Source organism: Okeania sp. SIO2C9, assembly GCF_010672455.1.
GTDB lineage: Bacteria > Cyanobacteriota > Cyanobacteriia > Cyanobacteriales > Microcoleaceae > Okeania.
Genome location: NZ_JAAHGO010000055.1, coordinates 39,886 through 58,382, shown reverse-complemented (window position 1 = coordinate 58,382; position 18,497 = coordinate 39,886). Strand labels below are relative to the sequence as shown.

The 18,497-nt window shown below is 34.2% G+C and carries 14 protein-coding genes and 2 pseudogenes; 12 read left to right on the top strand and 4 right to left on the bottom strand.

What is annotated here, in order from left to right; translation table 11 throughout:
* Positions 1-57 precede the first annotated feature (57 nt).
* A complete protein-coding gene (locus F6K23_RS29430; RefSeq protein ID WP_293162369.1) occupies positions 58-450 on the bottom strand; it encodes a Uma2 family endonuclease in 393 nt (130 codons plus the stop codon).
* A 505-nt stretch (positions 451-955) separates the two neighbouring features.
* On the opposite strand from F6K23_RS29430, the gene F6K23_RS29425 reads away from it, so the two are divergent.
* Together F6K23_RS29425 and F6K23_RS29420 are read left to right on the top strand one after the other, a co-directional pair.
* Positions 956-1,909 (top strand): glycosyltransferase family 2 protein, encoded by a 954-nt coding sequence (locus F6K23_RS29425; protein ID WP_293162366.1) that lies wholly within the window; start codon positions 956-958, stop codon positions 1,907-1,909.
* Positions 1,910-2,601: 692 nt separating this feature from the next.
* Complete coding sequence (locus F6K23_RS29420) at positions 2,602-4,755, top strand: hypothetical protein (protein WP_293162363.1); 2,154 nt, start codon at positions 2,602-2,604, stop codon at positions 4,753-4,755.
* 54 nt (positions 4,756-4,809) lie between these two features.
* Here the strand turns inward: F6K23_RS29420 and F6K23_RS29415 are convergent.
* A pseudogene (locus F6K23_RS29415) lies at positions 4,810-5,189 on the bottom strand (IS1 family transposase); the annotation flags it as partial.
* 886 nt (positions 5,190-6,075) lie between these two features.
* On the opposite strand from F6K23_RS29415, the gene F6K23_RS29410 reads away from it, so the two are divergent.
* Positions 6,076-6,891: a RusA family crossover junction endodeoxyribonuclease gene (locus F6K23_RS29410; protein WP_293162360.1), complete on the top strand. Its 816-nt coding sequence runs from the start codon at positions 6,076-6,078 to the stop codon at positions 6,889-6,891.
* 360 nt (positions 6,892-7,251) lie between these two features.
* Positions 7,252-9,957: a tetratricopeptide repeat protein gene (locus tag F6K23_RS29405; RefSeq protein ID WP_293162357.1), complete on the top strand. Its 2,706-nt coding sequence runs from the start codon at positions 7,252-7,254 to the stop codon at positions 9,955-9,957.
* A gap of 628 nt (positions 9,958-10,585) precedes the next feature.
* Here F6K23_RS29405 and F6K23_RS29400 read toward each other — a convergent pair.
* Entirely contained in the window at positions 10,586-12,418 is a 1,833-nt protein-coding gene (locus F6K23_RS29400; protein WP_293162354.1) for an ABC transporter ATP-binding protein, read from the bottom strand.
* 109 nt (positions 12,419-12,527) lie between these two features.
* Here F6K23_RS29400 and F6K23_RS29395 point away from each other — a divergent pair, with 109 nt between their 5' ends.
* From F6K23_RS29395 to rppA, 3 genes are read left to right on the top strand one after another with little or no spacing between them, the layout of a single operon-like run.
* On the top strand, positions 12,528-13,037 hold the full coding sequence (locus F6K23_RS29395; protein ID WP_293162374.1) for a GNAT family N-acetyltransferase: 510 nt from the start codon (positions 12,528-12,530) through the stop codon (positions 13,035-13,037).
* 31 nt (positions 13,038-13,068) lie between these two features.
* Entirely contained in the window at positions 13,069-13,722 is a 654-nt protein-coding gene (locus tag F6K23_RS29390; protein ID WP_293162352.1) for a glutathione S-transferase family protein, read from the top strand.
* Positions 13,723-13,746: 24 nt separating this feature from the next.
* Positions 13,747-14,445, top strand: a complete 699-nt coding sequence (gene rppA, locus F6K23_RS29385; protein WP_293162351.1) for a two-component system response regulator RppA — start codon at positions 13,747-13,749, stop codon at positions 14,443-14,445.
* 471 nt (positions 14,446-14,916) lie between these two features.
* Here rppA and psb30 read toward each other — a convergent pair whose 3' ends face one another.
* On the bottom strand, positions 14,917-15,048 hold the full coding sequence (psb30, locus tag F6K23_RS29380) for a photosystem II reaction center protein Ycf12/Psb30 (RefSeq protein WP_124144053.1): 132 nt from the start codon (positions 15,046-15,048) through the stop codon (positions 14,917-14,919).
* 158 nt (positions 15,049-15,206) lie between these two features.
* Between psb30 and F6K23_RS29375 the strand changes: the two genes are divergently transcribed.
* The 5 genes and pseudogenes from F6K23_RS29375 (at position 15,207) to F6K23_RS29355 (ending at position 18,409) form a co-directional block, all read left to right on the top strand.
* The gene (locus tag F6K23_RS29375; protein WP_293162349.1) at positions 15,207-15,575 is read left to right on the top strand and encodes a YkgJ family cysteine cluster protein; all 369 of its coding nucleotides are present in this window, start codon (positions 15,207-15,209) and stop codon (positions 15,573-15,575) included.
* A gap of 94 nt (positions 15,576-15,669) precedes the next feature.
* On the top strand, positions 15,670-16,119 hold the full coding sequence (locus F6K23_RS29370) for a TMEM165/GDT1 family protein (protein ID WP_293162346.1): 450 nt from the start codon (positions 15,670-15,672) through the stop codon (positions 16,117-16,119).
* 380 nt (positions 16,120-16,499) lie between these two features.
* On the top strand, positions 16,500-16,799 hold the full coding sequence (locus tag F6K23_RS29365) for a TMEM165/GDT1 family protein (RefSeq protein WP_293162343.1): 300 nt from the start codon (positions 16,500-16,502) through the stop codon (positions 16,797-16,799).
* A gap of 262 nt (positions 16,800-17,061) precedes the next feature.
* Positions 17,062-17,532 (top strand): hypothetical protein, encoded by a 471-nt coding sequence (locus F6K23_RS29360; RefSeq protein WP_293162341.1) that lies wholly within the window; start codon positions 17,062-17,064, stop codon positions 17,530-17,532.
* A 412-nt stretch (positions 17,533-17,944) separates the two neighbouring features.
* Positions 17,945-18,409, top strand: a pseudogene (locus F6K23_RS29355) (Uma2 family endonuclease).
* The last annotated feature ends 88 nt before the right edge of the window (positions 18,410-18,497 follow it).

Sequence of the window (18,497 nt, the reverse complement as noted above, 5' to 3'; positions counted from 1 at the left end):
TCATGGGATCATCAGCTTTATGATCTCACTTGAAGTCACTAAATACCATAAGTAATTCTACTTAATTAAATAGACAAGTTTTTTTGTGGTATGTTGTAATTCAAATTGAAGTGCGGAATGTGGGTTAATTAAAGTAGATTCTTTTTCCCAACGTGGTTCATTCTGAATAAAATCTCGGTTGACAACAATTACATCTGGTTCATAACCTGATAAATTATCGGTTTTGACAATACATTCTTTAGGGATAAAGTAAGGCAACCCTAAATGCCTAATTTCCAAACTCAACTCAGCGATTAAAAAACCTGCAATTTGAGAATGTTGACCTCTAGGTTTAGGCATTTGAGTAACTACTCCGTTATGTAATTCATAGTGGTATTCCGACTCTTCTGGATACCAGTTAATAAATTCGTCAAAATCACTAAAGCTTGTCCTATAAAGTGCCTGAGTCATAATATCAAATCCGGTTAAATACTTATTATATAGTTGGGAGTCGGGGACCCACCCCTACTGCTCCCAGGAGGAGAAGAGGGGAGTGGGGGAGTAGGAGAGATGAAATATTGAAGTAATTATAGAATTATAAACAGATATTAGAAATCTCCTCCAAAAGAGGGAGTAGGGAGTAGAGGGAAAGAATTGATAAATAAGAGTGCGATAATTGATTTGATTTTTTATTATTGGAGATGTCTATTATATAATCAGATTCTATGTGCAATTAACCGGATTTGATATAATTGATTTATTCTTATACTTTTATACTTATAGAATACAGGAAGCAAGAAAGGATTATATTTGCAATATTTACCTTGAATTATGATATAGCGTTTATCAAGTTACTGAGGTACAATTTTTTTCCTCTTTTCTATTCCCTGCCTTCCCGAATTACTACTCCCTACTCCCTAAAAGTTGACAATGATAAACTAGATATGTATGATTGTGCGAGGAGTGAGTAAAGACTATGAAAAATATAGATTATTCTGTAGTTATTCCCATCTTCAACGAAGAAGAAATTATCCCTGAACTATGGCGACAGTTATTAGATGTTTTACAGCGACTTGATGGTAATAGCGAAGTAATTTTTATCAATGATGGTAGTGTAGATTCTTCCTTTGAACTGTTAAAAAAAATAACTCAGCAACACCTAGAAGTAAAAATTATTAACTTTTCTAGAAATTTTGGACATCAATCTGCTTTGTCTGCGGGAATCGATCATGCTGATGGAAAAGCAGTTATTTTAATGGATGGAGATTTGCAAGATTCTCCAGAAGCAATTATTAGTTTTTCACGACTTTGGCAACAGGGATATGATGTGGTTTATGCTATTAGAAAAAATCGTAAAGAAAAATTGTTGAAACGATTAGCATTTAAAAGTTTTTATTACATTCAAAGAAAGTTGTCAGGAATTATCACTCCAATGGATGCAGGTATCTTTTCATTAATGGATAGAAAGGTCATCTTAACTCTACGACAAATGCCAGAACGCAACAAATATTTAAGTGGTTTAAGAGCCTATGCCGGATTTAAACAAATAGGTGTTTATGTAGAACGTGGTCTTCGATATAGAGGTGAGCCTAAAGTTTCAGTTTCTAAGTTATTTAAGCTTGCTTTTGATGGCATATTTTCTTTTTCAACAATTCCTTTGAAAATGGCAACTATTTTAGGCTTAGTCTCTGCAATTTTCTCTTTTATTATAGGATTAATTGGTCTTTACGTTAAATTTGTTTTAGGGCAAGAATTTTTATCCTGGGCTTATGGTTTAACTACAACATTTTTTATGGGGGGAATACAACTGCTGTCTCTAGGAATTATTGGAGAATATATTGGTCGTATTTACGATGAAGTTAGACAAAGACCGTACTATATTATTAGAGAAAAAATTGGCTTTGAGAAAATAAGTTCAGATGAAAGTTAAAATTTTTAATAGTGGGTTGAATAAGAAGATTTAAGTTATCTACTAAAAACTGTGGTACACAACTTTTTCAGTATCTGGATAACAATTTATATTCAATTTTATTTATCAAATATTTTTTTCACTCAGCAGATTAATTTCATGGAGTTAAAGAAGGTTTTTAGTTATAGTTTTTAGGTTAATACTTCAGTCGAATTTTAAACCAGGGTTGCACAACAAGTTTCTCTTCAATCTACCACCTAAAATCTAATACCAATTTCATTAGGACTTACGCATAACCACCACTTATGCCTAGGGGTTAACGGCCAACCCCTAAAAATGGTGTATAATTTCGTCTTTTGCTTAAGTCCTGTTCATAAAATATTGCTACATTCATGGAAGAGTAAGCAGGGATTAGGTAAGGACATTGTATGCAACATCCCTAGGTCGCAGAGGAAAAGAAGTATATGAAAAAAGAGAAAAAAAATTAAATATTTACAATATCTGCGAACGATCAAATTTTATACTTAAGGCCAAAAATTATCTTTTTCTTTTGGGTTTAATACCCCGCTGTCTACGCGGTGTTTACAATTGGTTGGGGTTTGAGTCCCCATCCTGTTTTTCCTTTTTCAGTCCTTCCTTCTTCCTTCTTCAAAGATTAATATCTAACTACCTTTTTCAAATTGCGATAGAACCTTTAGAGCGTAATGAGGATAATGACAACAGAAAAAAAATCCCCAATTAGCAAAAAAATCTTCAAGAATAATTTCCAACTTTTACATTGGATAAGTATAGCTTTAGTTATACTTCCAGCAGTTGCAATGGGAATATTAATTCTGACCTACAGCGTTAATATGCCTTATTGGGACCAATGGAATCTTATGCCTCAGTTATTCATAAAAATTTCCCAAAATTCCTTGTCCTGGCAAGACTTGATTGCTCAACATAATGAAAGTAGAAAACTATTTCCACGACTAATATTTCTCGGACTGGCATATTTAACTAACTGGGATGTTAGATATGAAATGCTAGTAATATTTATCTTAGCTTGTCTAGTTTCTGTTAATATTTATCGCCTCAATCGATTAACCGTAAATGCTAATTTGTTGACAACTTCACTCATAGCTTTCTTGGCAAATATCCTGATTTTTTCTCCAATTCAATATGATAACTGGTTTTGGGGAATCCAATTAGTAGTTTTGATGCCGATCGTTTGTATTACTACAGGAATTTCAGTTGTCTACTCCCACTTTCATACTAGATATAAATTTTTAATTTGTATAATGCTTTGCATCATTAGTACTTTTTCCTATTCTAATGGGATGATAGCTTGGATAATAATTTTACCTGTACTAATATTAATTACGGCAAAATCAACATCAGATTTACTGAAACAAAAATGGTTATTCTTAAGCTGGATAGCAGTTTTTATCAGCAATATAATTATTTATTTTTATGATTATCAAAAGCCTGAACTTAGCCCTAGTCTTATACCAGCATTTCGGCATCCAGAGCAAACTTTACAGTTTTTCTTAGCCTTTTTGGGTTCTCCTTTGGGTTCTGGTTTTGAAATATCTCCTCTTACTTCTTCGATATTTATTGGTGGAGTAGAAATAGGAATATTTTGCTGTTTATTTATTTACCTACTCAAACATATTAAAAATTACCATATTTTAGAGAGAACTATTGGTTGGATGATGATTGCTCTATACTCAATAATTAGTGCTTTAATTACTGCCTTTGGTAGAGTTGGTTTTGGAGTAGAAAGTGCTTTACCTTCAAAGTATACAACATTTTCTATTTATTTTACAATCGCTATTATACATTTATTACCAATAGTTTTTAGCCATATTTATAGTCATATAAATCCGAGAAAATCGCAAGTATTGCTCTATAAAGTTATAGTCGCTATTGCCATAACTGGATTGATGATTTTACACTATAAATCATTGACTTATAGCGTGAAAGAAATTAAATATAGCTATCAATTGCGTATGGAAGGAAAAACTTGTTTGTCATTCATTAATATCATTGAAAATAAGCTTTGTATTGAAGAAAATATTTTAGGAAATTATGATTATGTTAAAGATTTAGTCAAGCGACTTAATTCCTTAGGTATGTTAAAACCTAATTTAGTTGTCAGCAATAATATCGAAGCGATCGCTGCTGAAAAATCTCCAGATCAAACTTACGGATCGTTAGATGGAATTATACCTTTAAATAGTTGGTACTTTGTTAATGGTTGGGCATTTTTACCAGAGCGTAACGAGCCTGCAGATGCAATTATTTTAACCTATAAAAATCAAGCAGTTGAAGAAGGAAGAAGCGGTGCTACCCCCCGTTTGCCACAGACCCAAGCGGTCAGACCCCGCGACGACGACAGTCGCAAGCGGTCGGACCCCGCGCCGCCGACAGGCGCAAGGGAACGCCGACCAAGAGAGGGAATGCTGACCAAGATAGGGAATGCGCACCAAGAGAGGAAGAAGGAAAAAGTGGTGCTACCCCCCGTCGGCGACAGACCCAAGGGAATGCGCACCAAGAGAGGAAGAAGGAAAAAGTGGATGGGGACTCAAACCCCAAGCAATTATAAACACCCTGTAGACGGCGGGGTATTAAACCTAAAAGAAAAAGATGATTGGATTATTTTTGATGTTTTGATGTCTGCTCAAACTCAAAGAGAAAATTTAGTTCAACTATTCAATAATCCTGCATACCTTAACGCAGGTTGGGAACAAACAATTTCTGGTAAATTACTCCCAGAAGGTAAGTTGAAAATTGCAGCTTGGGCATTTGATGCTAAATTAGGTAAAGCTTATAAATTAGATACAAATCACCCGATTACAAAAAATGGTAGTGGAGTAGGGGAGTAGGGGAGTGTGGAAAGTATTATTTAATCTTTCTATATAGGCAGTTAAACCAGTTTATTTTCCCACTGAGCTATGTCTACAATCAGAAAAAATCAAATCATAAGCTCACCAGAAATCTGTATAACAAATTGCACATTGTCTGTAAATACCCGGCAATCAATTTCACAACCCTAATAGACCTTTTTTACGTCTTTCTCCTAACTAAAAAGAAACCCACAATTTCTTTGGTGTCTATGTCAATGCCTAGCCAGAGCCATTACTTGTAATGTTTGCTCCCAACAAATGACCACATTTCATCACACTCAATAGTGAGTTTTCCGGTTTTTTTAGTAGATTTAATAGACTGATAAACCTCTGTATACTTACTATTAACTTAATGCGTGAAGCCATTTTTCAGATACACCTTTTACAGGAATAATGCCAGCTAATACCAATTTCATAAAATATTGCTACAGTCTCAACACGGGCAACAGGCAACAGGCAACAGGCAACAGGCAACAGGCAACAGGCAACAGGGAAAGAAAAACTGGATAAAAAAGGGGAAAAAATGCTTAACTTTGAAATTTGATAGATATATACAATTTTTAATTGTAGCAATAAATCACAAATTAAGATGTAACTACCTTTTTTGAATTTGGTATAAACTAATTTTTTCACTTTGATAATTTATCAATCAATTCTTTGGTTTGATAGTTGATGTATACTTTGGAGTTATTTGGGACAAATTGTCTTTGACAGGTTTGACATTGATATTTATGTTTTTTGTTATGAATTGTGTCATTGATCACAATATGGTCACTACCACAATTGGCATAGATTAAATCATTATTTGGCATAGGATTAGATATTGATAAAATATTTTTGAAATGTATATTATCAGAATTTTTGTATTACATCTAAGGTTGAGTTATTTATAACTTACTGGTTGATTATATCAAATGTTAGCGGAGCTTTGCGTTAGCAATTGCCTACAAAATAAATTTAAAATTTTAAAGTAGATTGAAGTTCAATATTTGAGAGATTAATATCATAAATTGATCATTTATATTAACCTATCACTACATATATAGGACTACCAAGGATTTTTTCTTTTTTATCCTTAATACAATTAAGCTTTAAGCCTTAATTATTTGGGTACATCTCAATGCGTGAATAAAGCCAAAAATTTATCGCTTTTAGGGAACAGCTCATCTGGCCAAAGGCAACAAGGAATAGGGAATAGGGAATAAGGAATATATAGGAAAAAAGCATTTTTGCAAATATGATATGCACCCAATTATTCGGTAAAATAGCTCTGTAGTCAACTTCTTCACTTAATATAAAATGTTACTTAATTGGCAATACTTAATAGCAGAAATCAATTTTAAACATAAACAATGCCAAGACGATCCGATGAATGCTATGGCATTTGCTTATTCTTTAGGGCAATTATTACTAGAAACTCAAGCTTTATTTTCTCCCGCTGAATGGCAATCTTGGTTCAAAAAGAATTGCCATTTCTCAGAAAGTTGTGCTGAAACTTATCTGCAAATAGCTAAAAGCTGGCCTAGTTTCCGGACGCAATTAGATCCTTACAGAAAAATGGATCTATCTGCTATGGAGAATATACCCCAGATGTCACTTATTTCCTCTAAGTCAAAGGATAGTTTTGAAGAAGATGTGGAGACAGAAGTTAAGCAAATTATTCCTTTATTGAGCAACGCTGAAAATTTTCCGACCTCCCTTCCAGACTCTGAAAAATCTGAAAATGCCACAATTATTAACTTTTATCTTCCTGGGAAAGTAGTTCCAAAAGCACGCCCACGAGTTACGACTAATGGTACTTATTTACCACCTCGATATCGTGCCTGGAGAAATCAAGCAGAAGTTGAAATTTACCGTCAAGTTTCTGACCTTAATTTAGAAGTAAATTTACCAATTCAAAGAGCAGCTATTTCTATCAGTTTTTGTGGTAAACATCGTACTAATTCTGATTTAGATAATTTAGCAGGGGCTTGTCTTGATGCTTTAACGTTAAACGGTGCGGGGGTGCTGCAGGACGACCGCTTGTCTTGTATTCCTAAGCTTAATCTTGAATATATTCCTAATACTAAAGAAACGGGAGTTAAGATTAGAATTGAAATACTTCCTGTGAGATAAATCGTTAAATAATAAGTTTGAAGTTAGTATGTTATATACTAATTATCAACAGTGATTTTTGATATAAATTTGAGATTATTGACCGAAACAAATCCTAGACTGCATAAGAATATTTAGAACTTTATTATGTGTGGATAATTAGTTTTCATTATAAAGTCATGTATTTGCTATCAAGTCTATAAAATTTCAAGTTGTTTGAGGGCTAATTTTTTCCTCAAAACTAGATGAATAAAAGAATTTTTAATAATAATTGTATAGGTGGAAAATTGCTTCTAGAAGAAATTCCCAGTATATTTATGCAAATAGTTGAAGTTATAATGAGTTTATAGATATCAAATAAATTCACCCAAAGAATATAAAATGAGAAATTGGAAATATTTTAGACTCATTATCGGTACTGGATTTTTCCTGATTTTGTGTCCATTTCTAGTAACAGAGAAAATACAAATACATTCAAAAGCAATTGCACAACACACCACAAAATATAGCGATCGCCTCACCCAAGAAAATTTAGAAATAGAAGCACAACAACTTTATGAGAAAGGTACACAGCAATTTCAAAATGGCGAATTAGAAGCAGCTTTAGAAACTTTGCAACAGGTATTAAAAATTCGTAATCAACAGGACGATCGCTTTAATATTAGTAGTACCCTCTATAGCATAGCAACTATTTACAAGCAACAGCAGAAGTATCAGCAAGCTTTAGAGTATTATCAGCAAGCACTGGAAATTCCTCAACAGTTAGGAGACCAAGACCGAATTGCTGCCACTCTACACAATATTGGTACAGTTTATCATCATCTTAGTCAATATCCTCAAGCGTTAGAATCATTAAACCAAGCATTGGCAATGCGTCAACAACTGGGCGATCGTGCTGCTATTAGTCGCACTTTAAATGAAATTGCTATTATTTACGATACTCAAGGTAAATATTTCCGGTCTTTAGAGTTTTATCAAGAGGCTTTAAAAATTGCTCAACAGGAAAAAGATAATGCAAATATTAGTGCAATTTTAAGTAATATTGGGTTAATCTATTCCCAGTTAGGTCAATATGAACAAGCCATCAAATTTTATCAGCAAGTTTTAAAGACTAACCCCCCAACAAAAGCTACAATTTTAAATAATATTGGTGCTGTTTATCGTTGCTTAAAAGAGTTTCCAAAAGCCTTAGAAGTTTATCAACAAGCTTTGACAATTCATCGGCAAAACCTAGACCGTCTTGGTATTGCTACAACTCTTGATAATATAGGTGTAATTTATCGAGAACAGGGAAAAAATTCTCAGGCATTAGAATCTCATCAGGAAGCATTAGTTATTCGGGAAGAATTAGGCGACAAGGAAGGTCAAGCAGCTACACTTCATAATATTGGTATAGTACATAGGGAGTCAGATCGACATCCAGAAGCTTTACAATTTCTGACTCATACTTTAATTATTAATAGACAACTTGGTAACCAGGATGGAGAAAGAATGACCCTGGCAAATATAGGTAGATTATTAGAAAGAAAAAATCACCCTCAATTAGCAATAATCTTTTATAAACAATCAGTTAATATTACTGAAACTATTCGCAAAAATTTAAAAATATTACCAGCAGAACAGCAGAAATATTATATAGAGAGTGTTGCAGAAATATATCGTGCTTTGGCTGATTTATTGCTTCAAGAAAAACGCGTCATAGAAGCACATCAAATTCTAGATTTATTGAAGGTACAAGAGATATTTGAGTATATGGGAAACTTAAAAGCTGATGCTGATGAAAATAAATCTACTGAAATTCCACTGCTAGAACTGGAAAAAAAGTTCTGGGAGAGGTATATTCAGCTAATGAATGAAGTCGGCAGTAACCCGATTTATAATCATAATTTTTCTGGGGAAAAATTACTTAGTATTCATGGTTTTATTGATAGTGAAGAAGTAACAAAAATTGTCTCAGAATTAGATAAAAATGCTAAGAGTCAAAAACTTACTTCAGATGTGTTACTTTCCTTAAAGTATGAACTTCAAGAGCATCAAGAACAAAATACAGTAGTCTTATATCCATTACTTTTAGAAGACCGCTTAGAATTAATATTAGTCAGTGCTAATTCCGAGCCAGTTCATCGCACTGTTTTATTAACCAAGGAAGAATTTAATCAAGCTATCCTTAAATTAAGAACGAGATTAATTAATAGAAATAAAGCTCAATTGTTATCTAGAGGAAATAATAATCAATCCGATCAAAGGGTTATGGAAGCTGCTTCAAAACTTTACGATTGGTTGATTAAACCTATAGAATATCACCTAAAAATCAATAATACTAAAACTATTGTTTATGCACCTGATGGTCAACTACGTTATGTTCCTTTAGCAGCACTATATGATGGAGAAAAATGGTTAGTAGAGAAGTTTAACATCAATAATATTACCGCCGCAAGTTTAATGGATTTAACTCCGAAAACAGAGATTAATCCTCTAGTGTTAGCAGGTGCTTTAACAGAGGGAATTTATAATTTTCAAGTAGGCAAAAAAAAATTTGATTTTGAAGGATTACCTTTTGCTGGAGTAGAGGTAGAAAAGCTAGCAACGATGTTTCCTAAAACTAATAAATTATTGGGTAATGCTTTTACTAAAAAAGCCATGGAATCACAAATGGATAACTATAATATTGTACATTTTGCCACTCATTCTGCTTTTGTGAATGGTCATCCAGAAGAATCTTTTATACTATTTGGAGATGGCAGTCGAGCTAGCCTACGAGAGGTGAAAGATTGGAATTTAAAGAATGTAGAATTAGTAGTTTTGAGCGCTTGTCAAACAGGTGTTGGAAAACAATTAGGAAATGGGGTAGAAATTCTCGGTTTTGGTTATCAAATACAAGAAGCTGGTGCATCAGCAACTTTGGCAACTTTATGGCGAGTTGATGACCAGGGTACCCATGAATTTATGAATGATTTTTATGCAGCTTTGAAGAATGGTGCAAGTAGAAGTGAAGCAGTCCAAAAAGCACAAATTACTATGATTAATAGTGAGTTTAGTCATCCTTATTATTGGGCACCATTTATTTTAATTGGTAATGGATTTTGAAGAATATCGTAGGTTTTCGGTAGTAGGTAGGTCTAATTAGGGCTTGCTGATTAAATCTAAAAGCATTGATATATAAAGACAAGTGCCTTTTTGGGGTCGAAAAAAGTGCCTGGGAATCAGCTATTATTTTGATAATATTGCGTTTATTATTGATTGAGCTGATATATTTGATCGCTCTTCTATCAATTCTTTTGGTTGGTCTTGGCAATTATAGAACCCATTTGTTATCTTTGCAGGCGGTATGTGCTTTTGGCAGTAGTCCTGCTTCATAAAACCTCATAAGAAGTTAAATTTTAATGTTTACTTTCTACTTCCACCGGAACTGTCGGCAGCACTCCGTCCACAGGCATCAACGGTCAAGCTGACCGCATTTCTTGAGTTTTATCAAACTGGTATAACCCCATCCTGACAAAGGTAGCTTTTTAATAATCGACGGTATGGGGCGCGAGTGTAGTCCAAAAGGAGGATGCGGGTCTTGGGTGAAGTTTGCAGCGCAGGGTCAGACCAGACCCTACACTCCCCACACTCCCCCTATATTTTAAATAGATCCCAAAGTGAGTTATATAATCATTGCCTACCCCATCATAATTGAGTGGATACTTTTCTATCTTTCTGAGAACTTCTCTAATTAAGTTCCTAACATTTGTAATTTATACAAACCAGCATAAAGACCTTCTTTTTGTAATAATTCTTCGTGAGTACCAGATTCAATTAACTCTCCTCGTTTCAACACAAAAACCCGGTTAACATTTCTAATAGTCGAAAGTCGGTGAGCAATAATAATAGCTGTTCTTTGTGCTAAAAGTTTTTCTAATGCTGATTGAATTAAAGCTTCTGTTACCACATCTAAACTAGCAGTTGCTTCGTCAAGTACCAAAATTCTAGGTTTACGAATAGCAGCACGGGCAAATGCTAATAACTGCTTTTGACCACCAGAAAGATTTGCTCCTCTTTCTCTGAGTTGAGTATTATATCCTTGGGGTAATTCTGCAATAAATTTATCTATATTTGTGTTTTTTGCTGAGGTTTGAATCTCCTCTAATGAATAATCTTCTCCCAAAGTAATATTACTTTTCACATCTCCAGCAAATAAAAAACCATCTTGTAAAATTACGCCAATATGTTTTCGTAATTCTGCTTGAGGTAAGTCTTTAATATTAATTCCATCAACTAAAATTCTGCCTTTATTGACATCATATAAACGACAAAGTAAGCGAATTACAGAACTTTTTCCTGCACCAGTAGGCCCAACAAAAGCAACCTTTTCCCCTGGTTTAATAGTAAAGTTGAGATTTTTCAGAACATATTCATTTGGTTTATAGCCAAACCAGACATTTTCAAATCTAATTTCACCAATTTTGGAATTGTTAACTTGAAGAGTCGGTAATTTTTTAATTTCTCCTTCTGGGTCTAGAATTTCAACTTCTTCATTGAGAAGATTAATAATACGTTCCACTGCAGTTAAACCTGCTTGAATAGCTGTAAATTTTTCAGCAAATTGTCGCAGAGGATCGAATAAACGTTGAGCATATAAAACGAAGGAAGATAAAGTGCCAAAATCAAGATTTCCTCCTAAAACAAATTGCCCTCCCAAGAATAATACTGCAGCGATCGCAACTAAAGAAATCCATTCTAAAATACCAGAAATAGCTGAGTCATAAAAAATAGTTTTATCTAGTGCTTTAACATAATGGATATTATTAGCTCTAAATAACTCCGAGTTAAATTTTTCTCGGCGAAATAATTGTACTACTCCTATACCAATTAAATTTTCTTGTAATTGAGCATTTAAACCAGAAAGTTCATCTCTGGCTTTATAATTAGCTTGCCGATATCTTTGTTGAAAATAAATAATAATTGCTGTGACTGGTAACATCATTAATGTCAGGATTAAACCTAGTTGCCATTGCAAACTAAACATAGTAATAGCAATTATTAAAATCGAAAATAAATCGCTCACAATACCAATAGCACCTGTGGAAAATACATCTCCTAAAGCTTCCACATCACTAGTAAGACGAGTGATTAATTTTCCTACAGGGGTACTATCAAAAAATCTAACTCCTAAAGAAAGAACGTGCTTAAATAAGTCATTTCTAATATCAGCAGTAATTTGTTGTCCGACTTTTTGTACTAAGAAGCCTTGTAAAGATTGAAATATTAGTCGTATAATAATAGTCAACATTAATATAGATCCTAAAATATTCAATCCTTGAGATAATGATATTTTTTGGAGAAATAACCAGGTTTTTTCTCCTAAAATTAGAGAAATTGATTGTCCGATTAATAGTGGTTGAATTGCGCTGGAAATTGATAATGGTAACAATAATATTAGTGAAGTAACTACTAATTTTTTGTGACCTAGACCGTAGCCTATCATTCTTTTAATTAGTTGCCAGTCCGTTTCACTATTATTATTTCGCTCTTTATTTCTATGGGTTTTCGGTGAGATGCTTCTCATGGATTTTTTTTAGTTAAACTGTAGGTAGTCTGATGTTTTTATAAGGTAGCATATCAGCTAAATATTCACAATTAATGGCTCATAAATAATTCTAATTATCATGGCTTAAATTGAAACAGAAAGATTAAAATTAAGACAATTTATCTTTGATGATTTGGATGAATTATACAATCTGTATCATAATCCAAAGGTAATGAAGTATGTGGGAAAAGGCATCCTCACTAGGGCAGAAACAGAAACAAGAATATTAAGTATAATCAAGAGTTGGAAAAAAAATAATTTTGGAATGTGGGCGGTAGTTCATAAAATAGATAATAAAATGATTGGTCGTTGCGGACTTTGTTTCCTCGACAATACTCCAGAAATAGAGCTTGGCTATTTATTAAATCCTAAATATTGCTATCAAGGATTAGCAACAGAAGCAGCAAAAGCAAGTTTAAGATACGGATTTGAAGAGTTGAAGTTAGAGAAAATTGTAGTAGTCGCTCAACCCGAAAATATTGCCTCCCGACGAGTAATGGAAAAAATAGGAATGAAATACGAAAAACCGGCTAATTATTATCAGACTAACGTGGTATACTATACTATCTTAAGCAAAGAATATCAGTCTAATAGTTAGTTGTATGTTGTACTTATAAAATTTTGAAAAAATGATGAGTAAATTGGCTCTAGTTATCGGTAATAAAAATTATTCTTCTTGGTCATTGCGAGTATGGTTAGCTATGAAACAAGCAGGAGTGAAATTTACTGAAGTTAAAATTCCTCTGGATACACATATTACCCACCAAGAAATTTTAAAATATTCTCCCACTGGTCTGATACCAGTTTTGTTAGACGGGGATATTAAGGTATGGGAATCTCTAGCAATTTGTGAATATGTAGCGGAGAAATTTGCTAATTCTTTGTGGCCAAAAGACCGCGAAGCACGAGCAGTAGCGCGGGCAATTAGTGCCGAAATGCACGCAGGGTTCCCAAATTTACGCAAATATATGCCAATGGATTGTCGAGGTCGTTACCCAGAAGTAGGTATAATTCCAGAGGTTAGACCTGAAATTGAGAGGGTCGGGAGAATGTGGCGAGAGTGTCGCGAAAAATTTGGAGCAGAAGGTGATATGCTATTTGGTAAGTTTACAATTGCTGATGCTATGTATGCTCCGGTAGTCTCTCGCTTTGCCACTTATCAAGTGAAACTCGAACCAGTGGCACAAGCTTATGCTGAAGCAGTTTGGGCATTAGCTGATATGCAAGAATGGTTAGCAGCAGCAGAAGTTGAGTCAGAAACTATTTTTGATTCAAAATTTTAACTGACGATTTTGACATTCATCGAAATGCAAATTCTTTTAGTGGATGATGAACCGGAGTTAACTTCTCCTCTAAGTCGTGCTTTGAAGCGAGAGGGGTATAGTGTTGATGTTGCTGATAATGGAAAAATTGGTGGTCAGATGGCAAGTCAGGGTAACTATGATTTGCTGATTTTAGATTGGATGTTACCTCACAAAACAGGATTGGAAATTTGTCAGGAGTTACGATCGCACCACGACAATACACCTGTTTTATTTCTTACTGCCAAAGATACAGTAGACGATCGCGTTACTGGATTAGATGCTGGAGCAGATGATTATTTAGTTAAACCTTTTGAGTTGCGAGAGTTATTAGCAAGAGTTCGGGCATTATTACGTCGTCCCCAAAACATTGAAACAAGAACAACTGAGCAACATTTACAAGTAGCAGATTTAGAGCTAGACATAGAAAATCAAGTAGCTTATCGCGGTGGACATATAATTAATTTATCAGAAAAAGAATGTAAATTGCTGGCATATTTTATGGCTCACCCCGGTCAACTTCTAACTCATCAGCAAATCTATGAATATTTGTGGGGAGAAGGAGAAAAACCAAGCAGTAACGTTTTAGCAGCACAAGTACGTTTATTGCGACGAAAAATAGAAGTAAATGGAGAGTTACCGCTCATTTATACTGTTTATCGAAAAGGTTATCGATTTGGAGAAATTGACTTCTCTCTCGGTTAAAACACGAGAGATTCTAAGCTGATGTTTTGAATCGGGTTAAAACCAAGATTCTCCACGTTTCACACTTAACTGTCACCGACAATTCGGTGGTGGCAGCTCATATACCACCTAGACGCTCTAACATACTGATAATTAATACCATATGCTTTACGCTTACTTTTTATGATTAATCTTTTCAGAGTGGTTTTACTCAAGGAGCGAGCTATAAATCCCTATCTTTGCTGCCTGCTTGTCTGTTGCCTTGGTCTTGGTAGCGACAATACGTCCTACTTGTTTCCTGAGCACAGGAATTCCACCCCTACAAGCATTGGTTCATTGGGACAAACCTTGTTCTTACTTCTATTAGTATATTATCTCTTATGTTGGGATATAGGAAAGGCAGAAGGTCTAATTGCTTATGGATAGTCTTCGACACGCCACTCCGTGTCTTATAACCCCAAACAATTGACTTCTGACTTCCGTGAAACGGTATTACAAATCGCCGCCCCGAAGTGCCAGTAGCACAATAACTACAGGGCCAGCAATTACAACCATGGCCAACATTGTTAACTGGGCAATAGTTTCAAAGTTAATGTTGCTGAACAAATCAGTTAAAAACCCCATATTCCCCCTAAGTATAAATCAAATATATATTGAGCTGAAAAACCGTTCTTTATTCTACCAAGCCATCGCTAGTTTAATTTAAGATACTTTACAAAACTCAATAATTTAGTCTGCTACAATCAGAAGGCCGTTAATCAATAACTATTGGCTAAAAAAAAATGGCTAGTTGGCATTGTATAAAAAATTGTGGTGCTTGTTGTTACTTAGACCCAACAGAGCGTCCAGAATTAGAAGAATATTTATCTTCAGAAGAGCTAAAGCATTATATGAGTTTAGTAGGAGCAGATGGATGGTGTATTAATTACGATAGTTTAACGCGAGAATGCCGTATTTACCCTGAAAGGCCCCGTTTTTGTCGAGTCCAAGCAGATACCTTTAGAGAATTTTACGGTATTGAACCAGAAGAACTCAATGAATTTGCCATTGACTGTTGTCAGCAGCACATTGGAGATATGTACGGCGATCGTAGTCTAGAAATGTTGCGCTTTAATCATGCAGTGGGTATTAATTCAGGTTTCCAGAGATAAGAAAGTAGAGTGGTTGACAAATAACATAATTATCTGAAACAATAAAGAAAATTTAAAGAATCTACATATATTCAGTTATTTAGTAAATTTGCCTGTGAAATCTTTCAGTGAAAATACACCTCAACCTAAAATAAATTTAGAAGAAAAAGATTTTTCTGAGGTCTTACCTTTACAAGTTAGGTCAGAAACGGGTGAGCTTTTACCCCTCAAAAATTCTCAATCAGAACAACAAGAAGCGAAAATACAAAAAACAGGAGCATGGAAAGTATTTGCTTCTACTTTTGTCACAATATTTTTAGCAGAAATTGGCGATAAAACTCAGATTACGACTCTTTTAATGACTGCCGAATCTCAGTCTCCTTGGATAGTATTTTTAGGTGCAGGTAGTGCATTAGTAACTACCAGTTTGTTAGGAGTTTTGTTGGGTCAATGGTTAGCTAGTCGCCTCTCTCCTAAGACTGTAGAAAGAGCAGCAGGAATTATTTTATTACTAATATCTTTAACTTTAATAATAGAGGTATTTTATGAAAATTTTCCTGGTTGAGAAATCAGGAGTCAGGAGTCAGGAGTCAGGAGTCAGAATTAAGAATATGGGAGTTAAGAGATTTAAAGTAAATTATTATTCTTCATTAGAAACAAGAGATACATCTTCCTACTTATAAAATTAAATTCTGAATTCTTTCTTGATAAAAGCTTGACTTTAGAGGTTGTCTGAGAACTCCCTTATGCTAAATCCAAGCCCCCGCGCATCCCCCAATCTTGGGGGACTAGAGCAAGCAAATTGACTCTTGTTCCCCCAAAGTTGGGGGGCTAGGGGGGCAAAATTCTGTATCAAAAAACTTTTCAGAATTCCTCATTCCTCTTATATAAATATTTTTCTTCCTTCTTCCTTCTTCCTTCTTCCTTCTCACTTATTAACTAACTATGGATTGGCAACTTTTAGGTTTAAGTTTTATCGCAGTTTTTTTATCCGAATTAGGAGATAAAAGTCAATTAGCAGCGATCGCCCTTGGTGGGTCTTCAAAATTTCCCCAGGCAGTATTTTTTGGTACTGCAACTGCTCTATTATTAACTAGCTTTTTAGGAGTTTTAGTAGGGCAAGGAGTAGCAGAAATTTTACCAACAAATATAGTAAAAATTACGGCTGCAATTGGATTTGCAATTATGGGTATTCGTCTTTTATTCTCTGGTGAAGAGGAAGTAGAAGAATCGGAAAATAGTTAAGGTTGAATCTTGCTTTAACTAATACAGGACTTACGCAGGAGGAACCCAGAAACCCGGTTTCTGGTAAATGTCTATTGTTAAAAATAATGGTTTATCGTAGAAACGGGGTTTCTTTGCGTAAGTCCTGTAATATTTGAAATTGTCTATTTATCAACCTCACGTCGCAACTAAAATTCTGTAGGAGCGAATGGCCATTCGCTCCTACCCATTATATGAGTTTCCAGGGATTATTATGTTCGGATAAACACTAACTATAAAGTTATTGCGACGCTCACTACACCTCAAATGTTTAGACAAAGAAGCAGCTACAAAAATTCTCAAAGACCAAGATTTACAAATAGATAATCAATGGCAAAAATTGATTGACTTTTATCAAGGCAACCCGACTTGGTTAAATATAATTGCCACAACCATTAATGACTTATTCAGTGGAAATATCTCAGAATTATTTCAATACGACCCTCTATTTTTAGATGCAGACATCAAAGAATTATTACATCAAGAGTTTGCCCGTTTATCAGAATTAGAAAAACAAGTAATCTCTCACTTAGCAACCAAAACCGAAGCAATAGCTATTGCAAATTTATTAGATAGTTTACAAATACCACTTTCAGATTTATTGAATATCATTAAATCTTTGCAGCGATGTTCCCTAATAGAAAAACAAGAAAATAATTTTACTCTTTTACCTTTGCTGAAGCAGTATATCATATCGAATAAATTCATAATTTAGTAGGGGCGAATGGCCATTCGCCCCTACATTCTTGCGGTGATTAAATTTGAGAGGAGCGAAAGTTTCCTAACAGTAACAGCGACTGCTATAGCAATTATAAATAGGTTGTAATATCTGATCGTAGGGGTTTAGTTTCCCAACCAAAGTGCGAATAAAATTTGCAGACCAAACCCCTACTGTTTTTTTGCACAAATTACTTACGATTACTATATATTCAATCTAATTACATCAGTTTTCAGGTCAATGAAACACATAAAAAAAACGATAACTTTGTAGAGACGTTGCATGCAACGTCTTTGTGGTCTAATAATCATAAAAAGCGCTGTAATTAATTATGATACTAGATTAATAGGTAGTAAAAAATAGATATAATGAATGAATAAGTAAAAATTCCCATTGAGGTAAAATTGTTATGTTAAACTCTGTTAAACCATCTAAACAAATTACTCTCGAAGAGTTTCTAGAACTGCCAGAAACAAAACCAGCAAGTGAATATTTTAACAATCAAATTTATCAAAAACCAATGCCACAAGGAGAACATAGTGCAATTCAAACTTGCCTATCATCAGCTATTAATCAAGCAGGTGTACCACAAAAGTTAGTAATGGCATTGCCAGAATTAATATGTACTTTTAACGGTTGTTCTATAGTTCCTGATATTTCAGTTTTTGCATGGCAACTTATTCCGATAAAACCTAATGGCAGAATCTAAAATAGATTTGAAATAGCACCAGATTGGGTAATATAAATTCTCTCGCCAGACCAAAGTCCTAATCAATTAATTAATAAAATTATTTTCTGTCTAAATAATGGTACTCAGCTTGGTTGGTTAATAGATTCTGAAGATGAATCTGTAGTGATTTTTCAACCTAACTAGCAACCAGAAGTTAGATATGATTATGATAATTTACCCATCCTCAATTTATTAACAAATTGGCAATTATCTGTTGCAGATTTATTTGGTT